We start from the raw sequence: 18,649 nt of genomic DNA, 5'->3' as shown, positions 1-18,649 counted from the left end.
TAGTAATTACCGAAAATTTAAATAATGGCGAAAGAAGATTTAGAATGTTCCTTTTGTGGTAGAAAAAAGCCCGAAACTAACTTGCTTATTGCAGGTCTGGATGCCCACATTTGTGATCGTTGTATAGAACAGGCACATGGTATCGTGGTTGAAGAATCCAAGCAGGGAGAAGCCAGAGAGCTTTCCTCAGACCTAATGTTGAGCAAACCAAAATCGATCAAATCGTTTTTGGACGAATATATCATTGGGCAGGAAGAAACCAAGAAAGTGATGTCTGTGGCGGTTTACAATCACTATAAAAGATTGTTACAGCCAGAGAGCGATGATGATGTAGAGATCCAGAAAAGTAATATCGTGATGGTAGGAGAGACCGGAACAGGGAAAACCCTTATGGCCAGAACTATCGCGAGAATGCTGAATGTTCCTTTAGCTATTGTTGATGCTACCGTGCTAACCGAAGCAGGATATGTTGGTGAAGATGTTGAAGGTATTTTGACCAGGTTGCTTCAGGCAGCAGATTATAATACTGAAAAAGCAGAACGCGGAATCGTATTTATCGATGAGATAGATAAGATCGCGCGTAAAAGCGATAATCCTTCGATCACCCGTGATGTTTCGGGAGAAGGGGTTCAACAGGCTTTATTGAAATTACTGGAAGGAACAACCGTTAACGTGCCGCCAAAAGGAGGTCGTAAACACCCAGACCAGAAATTTATCGAGGTGAACACCGAGAATATTCTGTTCATCGCCGGTGGTGCTTTTGATGGTATTGAAAGGATCATCAGCAAGCGATTGAATATGCAGGCGGTTGGATTCAGCGCTTCAAAAAGCGAGGATACTATCGAGCGAACCAATCTTTTAAAGTATATCATTCCGAAAGACCTTAAGGAGTTTGGATTGATCCCTGAGATCATTGGTCGTTTACCGGCGCTTACCTATATGAATCCGCTGGATAAAAAGACGCTTAGAGCTATTTTAACCCAGCCTAAGAACGCGATCATCAAACAGTATAAAAAGCTGTTCGAAATGGATGATATCGAATTTGATATCACCGATGACGCTCTGGATTATATAGTAGATAAAGCGGTAGAGTATAAACTGGGAGCACGTGGTTTGCGTTCTCTTTGTGAGGCTATTCTAACCGATGCGATGTTCGAGATGCCTGAAAGCGAAGAAGGTCATTTCACGGTTACCCGCGAGTATGCAGATGATAAATTGAATAAATCTACAATGAGTAAATTGAAAGCTGTTTCTTAATCAACTTTCAGTTTTACCACATATAAAAAACGCCATCAATTTGATGGCGTTTTTATTTTATATTAATCGATCTTTAGTTTGTACTTATGTAATAAACCAGTGACTTCTGGTAATGAAAATTGAGCTCCTGTGATCTTGTTGTTTTCAGGATCTATAAGATAGTTTCTGGCCGACTTTAAATTTGCTTTTTCAAGATTGGTTTGGTCGAAAATGGCTTCCTGGAAATCGCTCCCGGTGAGATCAGACTGGCTGAAATCACAAGCGCTGAGATCTGCATTTTTGAATTTGGAATTCAGGATCCTGGTTTTTGAAAGATTTACATTGTGTAATATGGAATGATCAAAAACAGAATTTTCAGCTGAGAATGAAAATCCAAAGCTTTCACAAAGGTCAAAATTCAAGCCTATAAGTTTGCAGCCAGAAAAATGACAATCCTGAAATGCTGTTTTAACTAACTTACAATTGCTCAGATCACATTCTATAAATTCACATTCTGTAAACCTGAAATTGCTTAGGTCGCAATTGGAAAGATTGCAGCTGCTAAAAATACAGCCTTCGTAATCTGCTTTGCTAAGTTGGTTCTGGTTGAAATTTATGTTGCTGAATTGCTCGTGGGTAAAGAACTGTTCATTCATTCTTCAATAGATTAAGATTTGAGAATTACCAGCTTCCGCCGGCGCCTCCGCCACCAAATCCACCACCGCCGAAGCCTCCTCCAAAGCCTCCGCCGCCACCGAATCCACCTCCGGAACTTCCGCCACCAAAACTACCGCGACCAAGAGAACTAAGGATGATAGCATCCCATAGTACGCTACGTCCGGTTCTTCTTCCGCCATTTCTGCCTCCGCCTTTTTTATTAAAAAGAGAAACGAGAATGACAAAGAGAATAAAGAATATAACAATGGTCTTCATTGAAATACCGCCACCGGTACCTCTGGATTGGGGAGCGCCTTGAAAAGTACCATTAAGCACCTGGAAAATAGCTGTAGTTCCCTTGTTGAGTCCGGCATAGATATCTCCATTCCTGAATTCAGGCAGGATCACCAGTTCAATGATCTCTTTGGTCTTGGCATCTGTTAGGTATTCTTCAAGACCGTAACCCGTCGTGATCCATATCTTACGCTCTTTTTGAGCAACAAGTACTAAAAGACCATTGTCTTTGTCACTTTGACCTATTCCCCATTCATGAGCCCAGTGCGCTGCATAAGTACCTTCATATTCGCCCTCCAGCGATTCTATGGTGACAACTACAATCTGCGTGGAAGTGGTATCGGCATAATTGATCAGCTTTTGCTCGAGCCTTTGCTCATCTGGAGCCGAAAGCATATCTGCTTCATCGTAAACACTGGTCTGTTCTGATGGTCTTGGCGGGATATCACGTTGTGCTAATGCGGTGAATCCCGTTAAAAATATCAGTAAAAGTATGAATCGTTTGATAAGCTTATGCTTTTGAAATTTGATCTGATAATTCGTTGGTATTGTTCTCATCCCAGGGGAAATGTTTTTGCAGCTGTTCTCCAGCTTTCAAAACTCCATCTACCAGCCCATCCTTGAATTTACCGTTCTTAAAATGACCCACGATAAGCTCTTTGGTGCTTTCCCAGAAATCATCTGGAACCACGTCATTGATGCCTTTGTCGCCGTAAATAACAAAATTTCTGTCTTCTACCGCCACGTAGATCAATACTCCATTAGACTCTTTGGTGTTATCCATTTTAAGGGCATGAAATACTTCCATGGCTCTTTCAAAGATGTCCTGATCGCCGGTACTTGGTTCAAGATGTACACGAATTTCGCCGCTGGTCTTTCTTTCTGCCTGCCTTATGGCCTCAACAACTTCCTCTTCCTCTCTTTTGCTTAAAAAAGCTTCGCTCTTAATGCTCATTTTTTAAAAATCGAATTCTACATCTGGTGCGTCTTCAGCTCCGGCATCTGCCTGGAAGCGTTCCATTCTTTCAAAACCGAACATACCTGCAAAAAGATTATTAGGGAAAACGCGTATATAGGTATTGTAATCTGTAACTGCTTCATTGAAACGATCTCTAGCGACATTAATCCTGTTCTCTGTTCCTTCCAGTTGAGATTGCAACTGCAGGAAATTCTGATTAGCTTTTAATTCAGGATATCTTTCTACGGTAACCAGTAATCTGGATAGGGCAGAAGTTACTCCCTGTTGCGCCTCCTGGAATTGCTGAATCTGAGCAGCGCTTAAATTCTCTGCATCCACATTAATAGAGGTTGCTTTAGCTCTTGCCTCTATAACGTCCTTTAAAGTTCCTCTTTCAAAATCTGCCGCACCTTCTACAGTTTTTACCAGGTTGCCAATAAGGTCGTTCCTTCTTTGGTAAGAACTTTCTACATTAGACCAGGCTAGTTTAGCATTCTCTTCTTTGGTTACTGCAGTGTTATTGAATCCTGCGGTGAATTTCCAGATCACCACGATCCCGATAACGATTATTATTAATGGAATTAGCCACTTTTTCATATTACAATTGATTTTTAAGGTTGATTAGTTCTGCTTTCACGCCTTCGAGTTTTCTAATAATATCGAAGTTGCTCAGTGTTTTATGTTTTTCTTCTTTTAAATGTGTCTTGGCGCCCTCCAGGGTAAAACCTCTTTCTTTTACCAGGTGATAAATCAGGCTAAGGTTCTTGATGTCTTCAGGAGTAAATTTCCTGTTCCCCTTGGCATTTTTCTTTGGTTTGATCGCATCAAATTCCTTTTCCCAGAATCGAATAAGGGAAGTGTTCACTTTAAAGGCTTCGGCTACTTCGCCAATGCTGTAATAGCGTTTTTCAGGAAGATCTATGTGCATTAATCAAGCGATTGATTTTCACGTTGTGCTTTTTCAAGGACTTCGTCGAATTCTTCTGGTGATAAATTTCCATAATAGAAGTTTATAGGATTGATCCTGTTGTCGTCCTTGAATATTTCATAATGTAAATGAGGAGCTTCAGATCTTCCGGTACTACCTACAAATCCAATAACATCACCTCTTTTTACTTTCTGGCCACGACGAACATTGTATTTATATAAATGAGCATATAAACTGGTGTAGCCATAGCCATGATCTATTCTTATATGGTTCCCATACCCGGTAGATCTGCTGTCTGCTCTTACCACACGACCATCTCCGGTCGCGTATACAGGAGTTCCTCTTGGGGCGGTAAAGTCCATCCCATAGTGGAATTTCCTCACCTTGGTGAATGGGTCTGTTCTCCACCCATAACCAGAAGCGATCCTGCTAAGATCTTCATTGTTTACGGGTTGAATGGCCGGGATAGCCGAAAGTAATTCACCTTTTTCTTTGGCAAGCTCAGCGATCTCATCCAGGGATTTTGATTGTACTACCAGTCGCTTGGTAAGAATATCCATTCTCTTGGTAGTTTCAGTAATTAATTTACTATTGTCAAAACCTTCCAGTTTTTGATAGCGGTTAATACCACCAAAACCAGCTTTTCTTTGCTCTTCGGGAATCGGGTTGGCTTCAAAATAAAGCCTGTAAATATTATTATCCCTGTCTTCAATATTCGCCATCACATCCTGTATCTGGTCCATCTTCTTGTTAAGAAGACCATATTGAAGTTTCATATTCTGTAATTCACGCTTTAGCGCTTTTTCTTTAGGTGTTTCTATTTGAGGAATATTCAAATAGATAATAAGAAGTATAAAACCGGCCAAAAATGAACCGGTAATACTAAGCAGGACAATACCTATACGCCTGCCTTTCTTTTGCTCGATCTTTTTGTAAGAAAGGGTCTCGCTATCGTAATAATATTTAACCTTCGACATGAGTTAAATTTATGCTATTTTTGCGTCCAGAAACGGCTCAAATACCGTGTAAATAAATACGGTAAACGAACAAATATATGAATTGTTTTGCCGTCTTCATAATTTAATGAATTTTGCAAGAAAATAACTGAATGAAGTCACAGGATATCCGCAAACAGTTTCTCGAATTTTTCAAATCGAAATCACATAGCATTGTGCCATCTGCGCCTATGGTCATAAAAGATGATCCCACGCTTATGTTTACCAATGCCGGAATGAACCAGTTCAAGGAATTCTTCCTTGGAAATTCAGTTCCAAAGAATAACAGGGTAACCGATACTCAAAAATGTCTTCGCGTTAGCGGAAAGCATAACGACCTGGAAGAGGTAGGGCATGATACCTATCACCATACCATGTTCGAAATGCTTGGTAACTGGAGTTTTGGAGATTATTTCAAGGAAGAAGCCATTAGCTGGGCCTGGGAGCTGTTAACTGAAGTATACAAGATCAATCCTGAAAATCTATATGTTTCAGTATTTGAAGGTAGTGAGGATAAGGATAATCTGGGACTGGATACCGAAGCATTAGAGCTATGGAAAAAGATCGTTCCTGAAGAAAGGATCATCTACGGAAATAAAAAGGATAACTTCTGGGAGATGGGAGATCAGGGGCCATGCGGACCTTGTTCAGAGATCCATATAGATATTCGTTCAGAAGAAGAGAAAGTTAAGACTCCGGGTAGAGACCTGGTAAATATGGATCACCCGCAGGTGGTGGAGATTTGGAACCTGGTTTTTATGCAATATAACCGCAAGGCCAATGGAGATCTTGAAGAATTGCCGGCAAAGCATATAGATACGGGGATGGGATTCGAACGCCTTTGCATGGTGCTTCAGGATAAAAAATCCAACTACGATACAGATGTATTTACTCCGCTAATCTGGGAGATCGAAAAGATCACCGGAACAAAATATGGTAATTCTGAGGAGGCTAATATTGCGATGAGAGTGATCGCAGACCACGTTCGCGCGGTAGCCTTTTCTATAGCAGATGGCCAGTTGCCGAGCAATACTGGAGCGGGATATGTAATAAGACGAATATTAAGGAGAGCCATTAGATATGGTTTCACCTTCTTAAATACCAAAGAACCTTTTATCTATAATCTGGTTCCTATACTTACTGAGCAAATGGGAGGTACTTTCCCGGAACTTAAGTCTCAGCAAAGCCTAATGGAAAATGTGATCAGAGAAGAGGAAGCTTCATTCCTGAGAACTTTGGACCAAGGACTGGTCTTACTGGAGAACTTGATGAAAGGATCAAAGGATATGACGATTTCCGGGGAAAAGGCATTCGAACTTTATGATACCTTTGGTTTTCCTATAGATCTAACTGCGCTGATATTAAGAGAGAACGGTTATGACCTTGATGAGAAGGGATTCGAAGCTGAATTGAAAAAGCAGAAAGATCGTTCTCGTGAAGCCACTGCTGTAAGCGCTGGTGATTGGATGGAATTAAATGAAGTAGAAGATGAATCTTTCATAGGTTACGATCAACTAGAAGCTGAAGTAAAAATCGCTAAATACCGTAAGGTTGAATCCAAGAAAAAAGGGGAGATGTATCAGGTGGTTTTAAATAAAACCCCATTCTATCCTGAAGGCGGAGGCCAGGTTGGTGATAAAGGTATTATCATGTCTTCAGATGGTGAAGTTATTGAGGTGATGGATACTAAGAAGGAAAATAACCTTATTGTACATTTCACCAAGAAATTACCAGCTAATACAGAGGCAAGTTTTGAGGCTATCGTGAATAAAACAGATAGATCGAAGACTGCTTCCAATCATACTGCCACGCATTTATTACATCAGGCACTTAGAAGTGTTTTGGGTACTCATGTCGAGCAAAAAGGTTCTATGGTCCAGAGTGACTATTTAAGATTTGATTTTTCTCATTTCAGTAAAGTAAACTCTGAAGAATTGGAGAAGGTAGAAGATTTTGTAAATTCAAGGATCCACGAACAAATAAACCTGGATGAACAGAGAAATATTTCTTACCAGGAAGCTTTAGATCAGGGTGCTATTGCATTATTCGGTGAGAAATACGGAGATTCGGTTAGAGCGATACGTTTTGGTGAATCCATGGAATTATGTGGTGGTACACATGTTCAGAACACTTCAAATATATGGTATTTCAAAATTACCGGCGAATCTGCGGTTGCATCAGGAATTAGAAGAATAGAGGCGATCACCGGTGAAGCTGCCAGGAAATATTTTGAAAAACAAACTCATATCCTTGAAGAGATCAAAAGCGGATTGAAGAATGCGAACGATCCGGTTAAGGCTATAAATATGCTTCAGGAAGAAAATGCTGCTTTAAAGAAGCAGGTGGAAAGCTTATTAAGGGATAAGGCTAAAAACCTGAAATCTGAGCTTAAACAGGAAGTTAAACCGGTAGATGGAGTTAATTTCCTTGCTAAAAGAGTAGATCTTGATGCTGCGGGTATCAAGGACCTGGCTTTCCAGTTAGGTGAAGAGATGGATGATCTTTTCCTGCTTTTCGGGACAGAGCAAAATGGAAAGGCTTTGCTTTCATGTTATATTTCGAAAAACCTGGTTAAAGATAAAGATCTTAACGCCGGGCAGATTGTTAGAGAACTTGGTAAGTATATACAGGGTGGAGGCGGAGGCCAGCCATTCTTTGCTACCGCAGGTGGTAAGAAACCTGAGGGTCTCAACGAAGCGCTTCAAAAAGCAGAAAGTTTTATAAAATAATACGAAAATCCCGGTTTTTTAACCGGGATTTTTTAATTTAAGTCTATGGATTTCAGAACCAAAGTTCCCGTTAAAGAAGGTGCTCCCAAGATTGATCATTCATCTGGAGTGTTTCTCATTGGCTCCTGCTTTGTAGAGAATATTGGCGGTAAGCTGGAATGGTTCAGGTTTAAAAATCTTCAGAATCCTATCGGGATCATTTTTCATCCCTCTCCAATTCGTAAGTTCTTTCAGCGGCTCTCTAACAATGAAGAGTATCAGGAAAAAGACGTGATGGAATTCAATGGAGGCTGGCAATCCCTGGAAGCGCATTCAGATATGCGACGGGATACCAAAGAAAAATGTCTGCAGGATCTTAATACAGCTCTTAAGAAAAGTCAGGAATTCGTTAAAAATACTTCTCATATTATTATAAGCCTGGGAACCGCCTGGGGGTATGTTTTCGAAGGAGAGGAATCCATTGCGGCAAATTGCCATAAGATCCCGCAAAAAAGATTTACCAAGGAATTATCATCGGTTACCGAGATCGTGAACGATCTGGAGGTTATAGATCATTCGGTTTCACAGATGAATAAAGATGCCAAGGTCATCTACACCGTATCTCCGGTAAGGCATCTTAAAGATGGTTTTAGTGAAAACCAGCAAAGTAAGGCACATTTAATAACCGCTTTACATCAATTTCTGGGTGGAAGTGATAGATCGGTTTATTTTCCTTCTTATGAGATCATGATGGATGAACTTCGGGATTATAGATTTTATGCTGAAGATATGCTGCATCCAAATCCTGTAGCAGTTAATTATATCTGGAAATTATTTTCAGAGAACTGGCTGTCAGATAAATCCATTTCACTGAACAAGGAAATCGATAAAATTCAAAAGGCACTTTCACACTCTCCGCGCGCAGAAAACTCAGAGTCTCATAGGAAATTTCTTACAGAATTACAAAGGAAAATCGAGGAAATTCACAAAAAACACCCTGAAATTAACTTTTCTTAACCCTTGTCGTTATTGAGGTTGTTAAATTTTTAATAATCTCGAAACATAAATTTTATACTTTATATCAAATTATTTGTATTTTTACAAAGCAGATTTGAAATAAATACTTGTCGATTATCATGATGTACATCTCGAATAATCAATTATTTATGGATGATTTGTTTTCTAAAATTTGTTGGGGTAGATTTTAGAATATACTAAGGGACGGGTGGGGCCGCCCCTTAGTTTTTTTTATAAGATATATTTAACTTTCTTTCACCTCCTATATTTATTTCCCTCTCCTCTTTTTTTTCTAATTTCCACACATGAAGAATATTCTATTATCCATCCTGATGGTGGCAGTCGTAATTCTTGGATTTATGTACTGGGACCAGAAGAACGATGAGAAGGAAAGTCTGGAAGAAAATACGGCCCTTATTCAGGAGCAGATCAGGAACGTTGGGAAGCTCGTGGTAACCGAAGGAACATTTTCCCAGGTATTCACCTATAAGAACTCCAAAAGCTTTTATCTGGATATCTTTTCGGCCAGGAAAAAGGCTTTGATCGTGGTTAATGCCGAAGTAAGTATAGCCTATGACCTTAGTAAACTTGAAATAGAGATCGATGAGGAAGGCAAAAGGGTGATCATAAAAGAGATTCCGAAGGAGGAGATCAGTATTAATCCAAATATCAAATATTACGATGTGACCCAGGATTATCTAAATCAATTTGAAGCCGAAGACTATAATAAGATCAAATCCCGGATAGAAAAGGGCTTAAAAGAAAAAATTGAGAAATCCTCGCTGAAATCTAATGCCAAGAACAGGCTGGTGAGTGAACTTCAAAAAATATATATACTCACAAGTTCTATGGGCTGGACACTGGAATATCAGGATCAGCCAATAGAAAATTCAGAAAGCCTGGAAAAAATTAAGATCTAGGGTGTGACCATATTCGATTCGGTCATTTCTATACCGTCATCGATTAGATGAGCCACTTCCGGTCTTTCTTTTTTGATCTCCTGTAATCTCGATTTAACTTCTTTGGCCAGTTTTGGATCATTTTCAACCGCTAACTCATAGATCTCTACGGAAAGCAACCAGTCTTTAGGATGATGTTTTTTTACAATATCGAAAGCTGCATTCAGTGAGAATTTGGTGTTTTCACCATTCCTGATATTTCTAACAGATCTATAAAGCGATTCTAATTCTTCTCTTTCAGGTGTCTTTTTACTTTTAATGGTAGTTGACGAAGGGGTATGTGTTATAAGGTCAAAGGACTGGTGATCTGCCGGCCCGGCGAATGCCGAAATGATCTCTTTACCAACTGCCATGTCGTAGCGGCCCCATTCGGGTTTAAACAGAATCTCATCGTTATAGGTAACCGTACAATTCTTAAAGCTGATAATGATAATTTTCCCCTGAAGGTTTCGTGTTCCCGTGATGATCTCTCCTTCAACTTTTACACCGCCTTCAAATTCCAGGCTTACATTTTCGCCTTCATAGATATCATATGCTCTAAGATCTCTAGGGCTCATATCTTCAATAGCCAGGTTTATTCCTTTTAAGCTTCCTATGGGAGAGCCAAATCCTTCCGGATGTGTAGACACGCCATGTCCTACCAGTTCTTTTTCCCGGTAGGATAGCGCTGTTTCACCTTCTGTTTGGATGTAAACTGCTTTTCCATCATGTTCGATCACCTTTGAAAAATTACCAGAAACCTGAATTCCCGTACTAAATTCTATAGTTCCCAGGTTCTTTGAATCTATTAGTTTCCTAATTCCCTCAAGTCCGCCTTTTCGTAAAGCCATTTTATTAGCAAACTCTTCCAGGACTAGACTCAAATGAGCAAAGTCTGGGGTTACATAAAGCTGAGGTTGAGGTTTGGTGATATCAAATTCCTTTTTGGCTGCTTCTATGGTATATGGGTATTTCTTTACAGCATCGGTCATGCAGGATTTGCTTTCTCCAATAGATGATAGCAATCCGGCGCCATAGATCTTTGGATCTTCAACAGTGCCAATAAGACCATATTCCACGGTCCACCAGTGCAAATTTCGTATCTGGGACATCTCGCTTGGCTTGACGTCCGCATTCTGAAGCTCATCTACTCTTTTTTCGACTTCTTCGATCTTTTCCTTAGGGGTATCTTCAGCCTCTTTTAAAATTGAAAGTTCCCTTATCGCTTCATAAACTTCGTAATCATGGGAGCTGGAAATCGCTTTACATCCTATTTCTCCGAAACGTCTCAAATATTCAGCATATTCAGGATTTGCGATGATAGGAGCGTGACCGGCTCCTTCGTGAATAATATCTGGAGCGGGAGTATATTCTATATGTTCTAATTGCCTGATGTCGCTCGCAATCACCAAAACGTTATAAGCCTGGAATTCCATAAAGGCTGCCGGTGGGATAAAACCATCTACTGCAACTGCCGCCCAGCCAATTTCTTCCAGGATACGGTTCATTCCATACATGTTAGGAATGCTATCTATAGATATTCCTGTTTTCTTTAATCCATCAAGATAAGATTCATGCGCTACCTTACTCAGGTAATCCACGTTCTTACGCATTACATATCGCCAAACTGCCTGATTAATAGGAGTATAATCATCATAGTTTTGAGGCTTTATATATTGCTGCAAATGGGCAGGTAACCTGTCCAGTATTTCGTTGGATTGAATATTATCTAACATGGTTTGGTTTAACTAAAACGTTTGCGTTAAAAGTACAAAATTTGGCAGAGAAACAGAAGGATATTGGTTAACGACCGGGTATAAAAAAGCCCCTGCTTAAGGGGCTTAATTTCAATTATTTATTTCTCCATCCCTGGAGGATATTTTTCCATGATCTTGGAAACGATCTCGTTGATGCGTTCCTGTTTCTTGTTTACTTCGCGGGCAAGAGCGGCCGTTCCCATTCCCTGCCATACAAGTTCCTTGCCTTCAGAATCTATAAGGTCTATATAAAGAGTCCCTTCGCTGGTACTGCTAACGGTGTTGAAACCGCTACCCCAGTACCACGGGTTCCATCCCCAACCATAGCCCCAGTAGGGGTATACATTATTGTATATGTTGATGTTCTCATTGGTCTTTGTAAAAATACTTACCAGAAGGTCCGGATCTTCAGATTTCGTAAATCCTTTTTTGGACATTTCGGTTTCTATAGCTCTTAAAATTCTTTTCTTATCAAGATCAGAGATTTCAGCTTTATCAATTCCCGGCTTAAAAAAAGCGTAAGTGCCGTAATTCGAGAAATTCGCTTCGCGGTCGTAATCTGAAGCAACTCGAACACTACTGCAAGAAGTTAATACCACTGCAAAGAGCAGTAGGACAGGAGTAAATCTTAGAAATTTCATAGGTTAGATTTTAAATTTATATAAATTTTTAATCCAAAAGACCCGGGTCTACAAGATTAGGAATCGTCACTTTTAACTGTGGGTTCATATCCATCGCGCGCTTCGCGGCAAATATAGCTTCCTTGTTCCTTGCCCAGGATCTACGAGCTATTCCGTTATTTACATCCCAGAACAACATAGATTTTAAACGGTCTTCTGATGCTTTATTTCCTTCAAGAATCATGCCGAATCCTCCATTAATAACCTCTCCCCAGCCAACGCCACCGCCATTATGAATGCTTACCCAGGTAGCTCCGCGGAAGCTATCACCAATAACGTTCTGTATAGCCATATCTGCTGTAAAGCGGGATCCGTCATAAATATTAGAGGTTTCACGGTAAGGTGAATCTGTTCCCGAAACATCATGATGGTCGCGCCCCAGCACAACCGGACCAATCTCCCCGCGGCCAATGGCGTCGTTAAATGCTTTGGCAATAGCGATCCTTCCTTCAGCATCAGCATATAAGATCCTGGCTTTGGAGCCAACAACGAGTTTATTCTCCCGGGCACCTTTGATCCATTGAATATTATCCTGCATTTGCTGCTGAATTTCAGCTGGTGAATTTTTCTTTAGTTCATAGAGAACCTCTGTCGCGATCTCATCGGTTTTCTGAAGATCTTCGTCTTTTCCTGAAGCACAAACCCATCTAAAAGGACCGAATCCATAATCAAAACACATTGGTCCCATGATATCCTGAACATAGCTAGGATACCTGAAGCCCTTGCCACCTTCGCTCATAATATCGGCACCCGCCCGGGATGCTTCCAGTAAAAAGGCATTTCCGTAATCAAAGAAATAAGTGCCCTTAGCCGTATGCTTGTTTATTGCACTCGCCTGTCTTCTTAAACTCTCCTGAACTTTCTCCCTGAACTTTTCAGGATTGGAAGCCATCATTTCATTTGCTTCTTCAAAACTCAGTTCAACCGGATAATAACCTCCGGCCCATGGGTTGTGAAGCGAAGTCTGGTCGCTTCCCAGGTCTATGTAGATATCATTTTCAGCGAAGTATTCCCATACTTCAACCACATTACCCTGGAAGCCAATAGAAACAACTTCCTTATCTGCTTTCGCTTTCTTAACTCTCTTGGCAAGGGCTTCCACATTATCGATAACCTCATCTACCCAGCCTTGTTTATGCCTGGTTTGGGTGGCTTTAGTATTCACTTCTGCACAGATCGTGATACACCCGGCAATATTTCCTGCTTTAGGCTGGGCACCACTCATGCCTCCAAGCCCGGAGGTCACGAATAGTTTGCCTGCCAGGTCTTCACCATCTTTGGCGATCTTTCTACCGGCATTCAAAACCGTGATCGTGGTCCCATGAACAATTCCTTGCGGACCAATATACATATAGCTGCCGGCGGTCATCTGTCCATACTGGGTTACTCCAAGGGCATTGAATTTCTCCCAGTCATCTGGCTTTGAATAATTAGGGATCATCATACCGTTAGTTACCACAACCCTTGGCGCATTTGGATGCGATGGAAAAAGTCCCATGGGATGTCCAGAATACATCACCAGGGTCTGGTTATCATCCATCTCTGCCAGGTATTGCATACATAATCTATACTGCGCCCAGTTTTGAAAAACGGCTCCGTTACCACCGTAAGTGATCAATTCTTCAGGATGCTGGGCTACTTCAGGATCAAGGTTATTCTGGATCATCAACATGATTCCTTTCGCCTGAACGCTTTTTCCCGGATATTCATCAATAGGCCTGGCATAAAAATCATAATCCGGTTTTAAGCGGTACATATAGATCCTCCCATATTTTTCCAGTTCTTCCTTAAATTCCGGAAGCAGGGTTTTATGGTGCTTTTTATCGAAATATCTCAAAGCATTCTCCAGGGCAAGCTTCTTTTCATCTCTGTCCAGAATATCCTTGCGCTTAGGAGCGTGGTTTAGAGATTCATCATAAGGTTTTTTAGCCGGTAGCTCATCTGGGATTCCTTCAAGTATCTGATCCTTAAAATTCATTAGTCTTTATTCTTGAGAGTTGGTTTTCTTATTGTATCCGTAGGGGCAATGCCTGCAGCCGCTTTCACAGCAATAACCTCTTTTTAGGTGATATTGTTCAGTAAAACAACGGTAGCCTTCAGGAGTCAGATAATAGTCTCCATCCTCTAACGGGATTCTTTTTTTCTGAAAATTCATGGGGCTAAAATACAATTTCTTATCTTGAAAGCATGATTTTGATCGTCAACAAATGGCTGCTCAGCGGGAGGTTTAAGGGAATAAGTCTCTGGCCTTTTGTGATACTACAGAACAGGCATTTGAAGCAGGATGTGTTCTTTATAAATCATGAAAAGATCCATCTAAGGCAGCAACTGGAAATGCTCATTCTCTTTTTTTATGTTTGGTACGCGATTGAATTCTTTGTGAGATACCTGGATTGTAAAGACGGAATGCTTGCCTACAGAAATATAAGTTTTGAACGGGAAGCTTACCGCCGGGAGAACGATCTCAATTATTTAAAGAACCGCTCATTCTGGGCTTTCCGGAATTTTCTATAGGATGATCTTTTTAATATTTTCAGTCATCCTGAATTTATTTCAGGATCTCTCTTTTATCTAATGATCTTTTGAAAAACTGAAACTCCCGATGCTTCGGGACAGCCTGACTCCCATATTATTTTGGTTAGTGATTGTATTCTGAATCCCAAGAGGTATTTTTGCAGTATGCAGGACTTTTTTGAAAGCGAGCTAGCTCGAACAATTCCAAATGAATTTATTACCGAATTCCCGGGCGGGATTCAGCTTTGGATCAAAAGAGAAGATCTTTTGCATGAAGAGGTCTGCGGAAACAAATTCAGGAAATTAAAATACAATATCGCAAAGGCGAGAGAACTTAAACATAAAAAGCTATTAACTTTTGGAGGCGCCTTTTCCAATCATATTTCCGCCACTGCAGCTGCCGGTAAACTTTTTGGTTTTGAAACAGTTGGGGTGATTCGGGGAGATGAACTTGCAGATCTTTCAAAAGATAAATTAAGCCCAACTTTAAGATATGCCAATGCCTGCGGAATGAAGTTTCATTTTGTAAGCAGGGAGGCCTATAGAGAAAAAGAAGATCCTGAATTTATTCAAGAATTAAAAGGGCAATTCGGTGATTTTTATTTGGTTCCCGAAGGCGGCACGAATGAATTTGCCATCAAAGGCTGTGAAGAGATACTCACAGACAAGGACAGCGATTTCAATTTTATATGTTCTTCAGTGGGAACAGGAGGCACCCTGGCCGGCCTCATAAATTCTTCCAGGCCAGATCAAAAGGTTTTGGGCTTTTCAGCTTTAAAGTCAGATTATTTAATAGCGGAAGTTTCGTTGCTGGTAAACAGGAAAAACTGGGAGATGATACTAAACTATCATTTTGGTGGTTATGCTAAGGTAAACCGGGAGCTCATTGATTTTATGAATGATTTCAGTGAAAAATATAAAATCATTCTGGATCCTGTCTATACAGGAAAATTAGTTTTTGGTATTTTTGACCTCGTAAAACAGGGATATTTTCCTGATAATTCAAAGATCCTGGCAATCCATACCGGAGGCTTGCAGGGAATAGAAGGAATGAACCGGTTGTTAAAGAAAAAAGGGCTGCCCCAAATAGCGAGATAATATGAAGATCATTCGTTTTGTATCATTTTTAATGCTCATCGTTTTTGCTGCTTCCTGCGGAAGTAAAAAAAAGGTAGTAACCAGGAAAGATGATGTAGAAATAAATAATAGGGGAGAAGAGAATCGTGAAACTCCTGCGGAAGTAGTAGATGACGTGAAAGAAGAGATGCCGCGGAATTCATACCATTACCGGGTAGAAGATTATATCAGGGATTATGCTCCTATAGCTCAGGAAGAAATGAGATTGTACAAGATCCCGGCGAGTATTACCCTCGCGCAAGGTATTCTGGAATCTGGTGCTGGAAATGGAGAACTTACCAGGAGAGCGAATAATCATTTCGGGATAAAATGCCATGACTGGGAGGGCGAAAAAGTATATCATGATGATGATCGCCGTGGAGAATGTTTCAGAAAATACAAACACGCAAAATATTCGTATAGGGATCATTCCTTGTTCCTTTCCGGTCGCGGAAGATATGCCGAGCTTTTTGAACTGGATGCCGATGATTATAAAGGTTGGGCCAAAGGACTTAGAAAGGCCGGCTATGCCACAGATCGCAGATACCCCGATAAACTGATAGATCTTATTGAAAGATATGAATTGTACAAATTCGATTCAGATATCACCAAACGTCCTTCGCCTGCTTATACGGTTAAGCCTCAGGAAGGTTCAGAAACTCATGTGGTGAAAAAAGGAGATACCCTGTATTCAATTTCAAAAAAGTATGATACCTCGGTTGAGGAAATAAAAAGAATGAATGGCCTTAACGGAAATACGATTTCTATTGGCCAGATCTTAAGTGTGAAATAAAAATGTTTTGTCATTCTGAATATATTTCAGAATCTAACAATAATAAAGATCCTGAAACTTCCCGAGTTCAGGGAATGGTTAGAAAAAGAGAAAAAGTGATTTATGATTTATAAAAGAAGTAGCGAGTTATTTGCAGAGGCGCAGAAGGTAATCCCAGGCGGAGTGAATTCTCCCGTGAGGGCTTTTAAAGCGGTTGGTGGTGAACCAGTCTTTATTGAAAGAGCTGAAGGTGCCTATCTGTACGATGAAGATGGAAATAAATTGATAGACTACATCAATTCGTGGGGGCCACTTATTCTAGGTCACGCCCATAAACCAGTTCTGGATGCGGTTATAGAAAAGGCCAAAAAAGGAACTTCATTTGGAACTCCTACAGAGATCGAAACCAGGATCGCTGAACTGGCGGTAAAGATGGTTCCGAATATCGATAAGATAAGAATGGTTAATTCCGGGACTGAAGCCTGTATGAGTGCGGTTCGTTTAGCCCGCGGATTTACCGGAAAGGAAAAGATCATCAAATTTGCCGGTTGTTATCACGGTCATAGTGACTCTTTCCTTATCCAGGCGGGTAGTGGAGCGGTAACCTTCGGAACGCCGAATAGCCCGGGGGTTACCCAGGGAACAGCCAAAGATACCTTGCTTGCCAAGTATAACGACCTTGAAAATGTAAAGGAACTGGTAGAGGCAAATAACGATGAGATAGCCTGTATCATTATAGAACCTGTTGCCGGAAATATGGGGTGTATTCCTCCGGCTGAAGGATTTTTAGAAGGACTTCGCGAGATCTGTGATGAAACTGGAATACTTCTGGTTTTCGATGAGGTCATGACCGGGTTCAGATTGGCTCCGGGAGGAGTTCAGGAAAGAGCGGGAGTGAAGGCAGATATCATCTGTTTCGGAAAAGTGATCGGTGGTGGCTTGCCGGTAGGTGCCTTTGCCGCGCGTAATGAGATCATGGACTATCTTGCTCCGGTTGGTCCTGTTTATCAGGCAGGAACTCTTAGTGGGAATCCTCTGGCTATGGCTGCAGGATTGGCTATGCTTACCGAGTTGGATAACAAAAGAGAGATCTTTGAAAGTATCGAAAAGAAGACAGAATACCTTCATAAAGGAATGGACAAAGTGCTAACCCAAAATAATGTAGATTTCACTATTAACAGGGAAGGTTCGATGATCTCGGTACATTTTGGAAAAGAACCGGTGACCGATTTCGATTCGGCGGCGAAGTCAGCTAATCTTGGCCTGTTCAATAAATTCTTCCACGGAATGCTGGAGAACGGAATTTACATTGCACCGAGTGCCTTTGAAACCTGGTTCCTGAGTGATGCACTATCTTATGAAGATCTTGATAAAACGATCGCAGCGGTAGATAAGGTTACCAAAGATTTCTAATTATAACCGCTTAAAATGACAGATCCGGAAGACTTCAGTTTTCCGGATTTTTCTTTTTTAGAACTTTCTCTTTTTGAAGTAATACTGTTTGTCTTCTTCGGTGATTTCCCTAATCACCTTGCAGGGATTGCCAGCAGCTAAAATATTTGAGGGGATATCTTTGGTGAGAACGCTACCAGATCCAATAACGCAATTGTCCCCGATTGTGATACCCGGGTTTATAACCACATTTCCACCTATCCAGACATTATTTCCAATAGTTACGGGAATGGCATATTCCCAACCCTGATTTCTTTTTTCAGCATCTATAGGATGCCCCGCGGTGAAAATGCTCACATTAGGAGCCAGCATCACATTGTCCCCGATCTTAACTTCACCGCAATCCAGGATGACGCAATTGTAATTGGAATAAAAATTATCGCCAATGGAAATATTGTAACCATAATCACAATGAAAAGGTGGTTCGAAATAGAAGTTTTCTTTGAAGGATCCTAAAAGATCTTTGAGGATAGCATTCCGTTCCTTAACTAGTTCAGGAGATAAAGAATTGATCTGGAAACATGCTTTCTGGGCAAGAATGCGTTCTTTTGAAAGTTCCTTTCCTGAGGCGATATATGGCTTTTGGGAAAGCATTTTTTCTTTTTCGGTCGCCATAGGTGAAAAATT

The 18,649-nt window shown here is 40.7% G+C and carries 19 protein-coding genes; 8 read left to right on the top strand and 11 right to left on the bottom strand.

Annotation, left to right across the window (positions count from 1 at the left end):
- Positions 1-24 precede the first annotated feature (24 nt).
- Positions 25-1,257 (top strand): ATP-dependent Clp protease ATP-binding subunit ClpX, encoded by a 1,233-nt coding sequence (gene clpX / locus C8P64_RS01900; protein WP_108170364.1) that lies wholly within the window; start codon positions 25-27, stop codon positions 1,255-1,257.
- A gap of 62 nt (positions 1,258-1,319) precedes the next feature.
- On the opposite strand, the gene C8P64_RS01895 is transcribed toward clpX, so the two are convergent.
- The 6 genes from C8P64_RS01895 to C8P64_RS01870 are packed head-to-tail and all read right to left on the bottom strand — an operon-like array spanning position 1,320 to position 5,050.
- The gene (locus C8P64_RS01895; RefSeq protein WP_108170363.1) at positions 1,320-1,892 is read right to left on the bottom strand and encodes a pentapeptide repeat-containing protein; all 573 of its coding nucleotides are present in this window, start codon (positions 1,890-1,892) and stop codon (positions 1,320-1,322) included.
- 25 nt (positions 1,893-1,917) lie between these two features.
- Positions 1,918-2,745 (bottom strand): TPM domain-containing protein, encoded by an 828-nt coding sequence (locus C8P64_RS01890; RefSeq protein WP_108170362.1) that lies wholly within the window; start codon positions 2,743-2,745, stop codon positions 1,918-1,920.
- Positions 2,699-3,142, bottom strand: a complete 444-nt coding sequence (locus C8P64_RS01885; protein ID WP_108170361.1) for a TPM domain-containing protein — start codon at positions 3,140-3,142, stop codon at positions 2,699-2,701. Before C8P64_RS01885 ends, C8P64_RS01890 begins: the two co-directional genes overlap by 47 nt.
- 3 nt (positions 3,143-3,145) lie before the next feature.
- Positions 3,146-3,742, bottom strand: a complete 597-nt coding sequence (locus C8P64_RS01880; RefSeq protein ID WP_108170360.1) for a LemA family protein — start codon at positions 3,740-3,742, stop codon at positions 3,146-3,148.
- Between the two features lies 1 nt (position 3,743).
- Complete coding sequence (locus tag C8P64_RS01875; RefSeq protein WP_108170359.1) at positions 3,744-4,073, bottom strand: MerR family transcriptional regulator; 330 nt, start codon at positions 4,071-4,073, stop codon at positions 3,744-3,746.
- Positions 4,073-5,050, bottom strand: a complete 978-nt coding sequence (locus C8P64_RS01870; RefSeq protein ID WP_108170358.1) for a M23 family metallopeptidase — start codon at positions 5,048-5,050, stop codon at positions 4,073-4,075. The genes C8P64_RS01875 and C8P64_RS01870 overlap by 1 nt, the downstream gene beginning before the upstream one ends.
- 131 nt (positions 5,051-5,181) lie before the next feature.
- Between C8P64_RS01870 and alaS the strand changes: the two genes are divergently transcribed.
- From alaS to C8P64_RS01855, 3 genes are all read left to right on the top strand, one after another.
- Positions 5,182-7,797: an alanine--tRNA ligase gene (gene alaS, locus C8P64_RS01865; RefSeq protein ID WP_108170357.1), complete on the top strand. Its 2,616-nt coding sequence runs from the start codon at positions 5,182-5,184 to the stop codon at positions 7,795-7,797.
- A gap of 45 nt (positions 7,798-7,842) precedes the next feature.
- Positions 7,843-8,793 (top strand): GSCFA domain-containing protein, encoded by a 951-nt coding sequence (locus tag C8P64_RS01860; RefSeq protein WP_108170356.1) that lies wholly within the window; start codon positions 7,843-7,845, stop codon positions 8,791-8,793.
- 305 nt (positions 8,794-9,098) lie between these two features.
- The gene (locus C8P64_RS01855; RefSeq protein WP_108170355.1) at positions 9,099-9,713 is read left to right on the top strand and encodes a DUF4230 domain-containing protein; all 615 of its coding nucleotides are present in this window, start codon (positions 9,099-9,101) and stop codon (positions 9,711-9,713) included.
- Here C8P64_RS01855 and C8P64_RS01850 read toward each other — a convergent pair.
- The 4 genes from C8P64_RS01850 to C8P64_RS16510 form a co-directional block, all read right to left on the bottom strand.
- Positions 9,710-11,467, bottom strand: a complete 1,758-nt coding sequence (locus C8P64_RS01850; RefSeq protein ID WP_108170354.1) for an aromatic amino acid hydroxylase — start codon at positions 11,465-11,467, stop codon at positions 9,710-9,712. The genes C8P64_RS01855 and C8P64_RS01850 overlap by 4 nt on opposite strands.
- A 119-nt stretch (positions 11,468-11,586) precedes the next feature.
- Positions 11,587-12,129 carry a DUF4136 domain-containing protein gene (locus C8P64_RS01845; protein ID WP_108170353.1) on the bottom strand — a complete coding sequence of 181 codons (543 nt, stop codon included), beginning with the start codon at positions 12,127-12,129 and terminating at the stop codon, positions 11,587-11,589.
- 28 nt (positions 12,130-12,157) lie between these two features.
- Positions 12,158-14,146 carry a urocanate hydratase gene (locus tag C8P64_RS01840; RefSeq protein ID WP_108170352.1) on the bottom strand — a complete coding sequence of 663 codons (1,989 nt, stop codon included), beginning with the start codon at positions 14,144-14,146 and terminating at the stop codon, positions 12,158-12,160.
- Between the two features lie 6 nt (positions 14,147-14,152).
- Entirely contained in the window at positions 14,153-14,323 is a 171-nt protein-coding gene (locus C8P64_RS16510; RefSeq protein WP_011708162.1) for a C1orf53 family protein, read from the bottom strand.
- Between the two features lie 32 nt (positions 14,324-14,355).
- On the opposite strand from C8P64_RS16510, the gene C8P64_RS01835 reads away from it, so the two are divergent.
- The 4 genes from C8P64_RS01835 (at position 14,356) to hemL (ending at position 17,983) form a co-directional block, all read left to right on the top strand.
- Positions 14,356-14,682 (top strand): hypothetical protein, encoded by a 327-nt coding sequence (locus C8P64_RS01835; protein ID WP_108170351.1) that lies wholly within the window; start codon positions 14,356-14,358, stop codon positions 14,680-14,682.
- A 165-nt stretch (positions 14,683-14,847) separates the two neighbouring features.
- On the top strand, positions 14,848-15,780 hold the full coding sequence (locus C8P64_RS01830) for a 1-aminocyclopropane-1-carboxylate deaminase/D-cysteine desulfhydrase (RefSeq protein ID WP_108170350.1): 933 nt from the start codon (positions 14,848-14,850) through the stop codon (positions 15,778-15,780).
- Position 15,781: 1 nt separating this feature from the next.
- Entirely contained in the window at positions 15,782-16,591 is an 810-nt protein-coding gene (locus C8P64_RS01825) for a glucosaminidase domain-containing protein (protein ID WP_108170349.1), read from the top strand.
- Positions 16,592-16,693: 102 nt separating this feature from the next.
- Positions 16,694-17,983, top strand: a complete 1,290-nt coding sequence (gene hemL / locus C8P64_RS01820) for a glutamate-1-semialdehyde 2,1-aminomutase (protein WP_108170348.1) — start codon at positions 16,694-16,696, stop codon at positions 17,981-17,983.
- 57 nt (positions 17,984-18,040) lie between these two features.
- On the opposite strand, the gene C8P64_RS01815 is transcribed toward hemL, so the two are convergent.
- A complete protein-coding gene (locus C8P64_RS01815; RefSeq protein ID WP_108170347.1) occupies positions 18,041-18,637 on the bottom strand; it encodes a sugar O-acetyltransferase in 597 nt (198 codons plus the stop codon).
- Positions 18,638-18,649: the final 12 nt, after the last annotated feature.

It is taken from the genome of Christiangramia gaetbulicola, from assembly GCF_003054225.1.
Classification (GTDB): domain Bacteria; phylum Bacteroidota; class Bacteroidia; order Flavobacteriales; family Flavobacteriaceae; genus Christiangramia; species Christiangramia gaetbulicola.
Note: the sequence above shows the minus strand (reverse complement) of the source record. Positions and strands in the feature narration are given on the sequence as shown.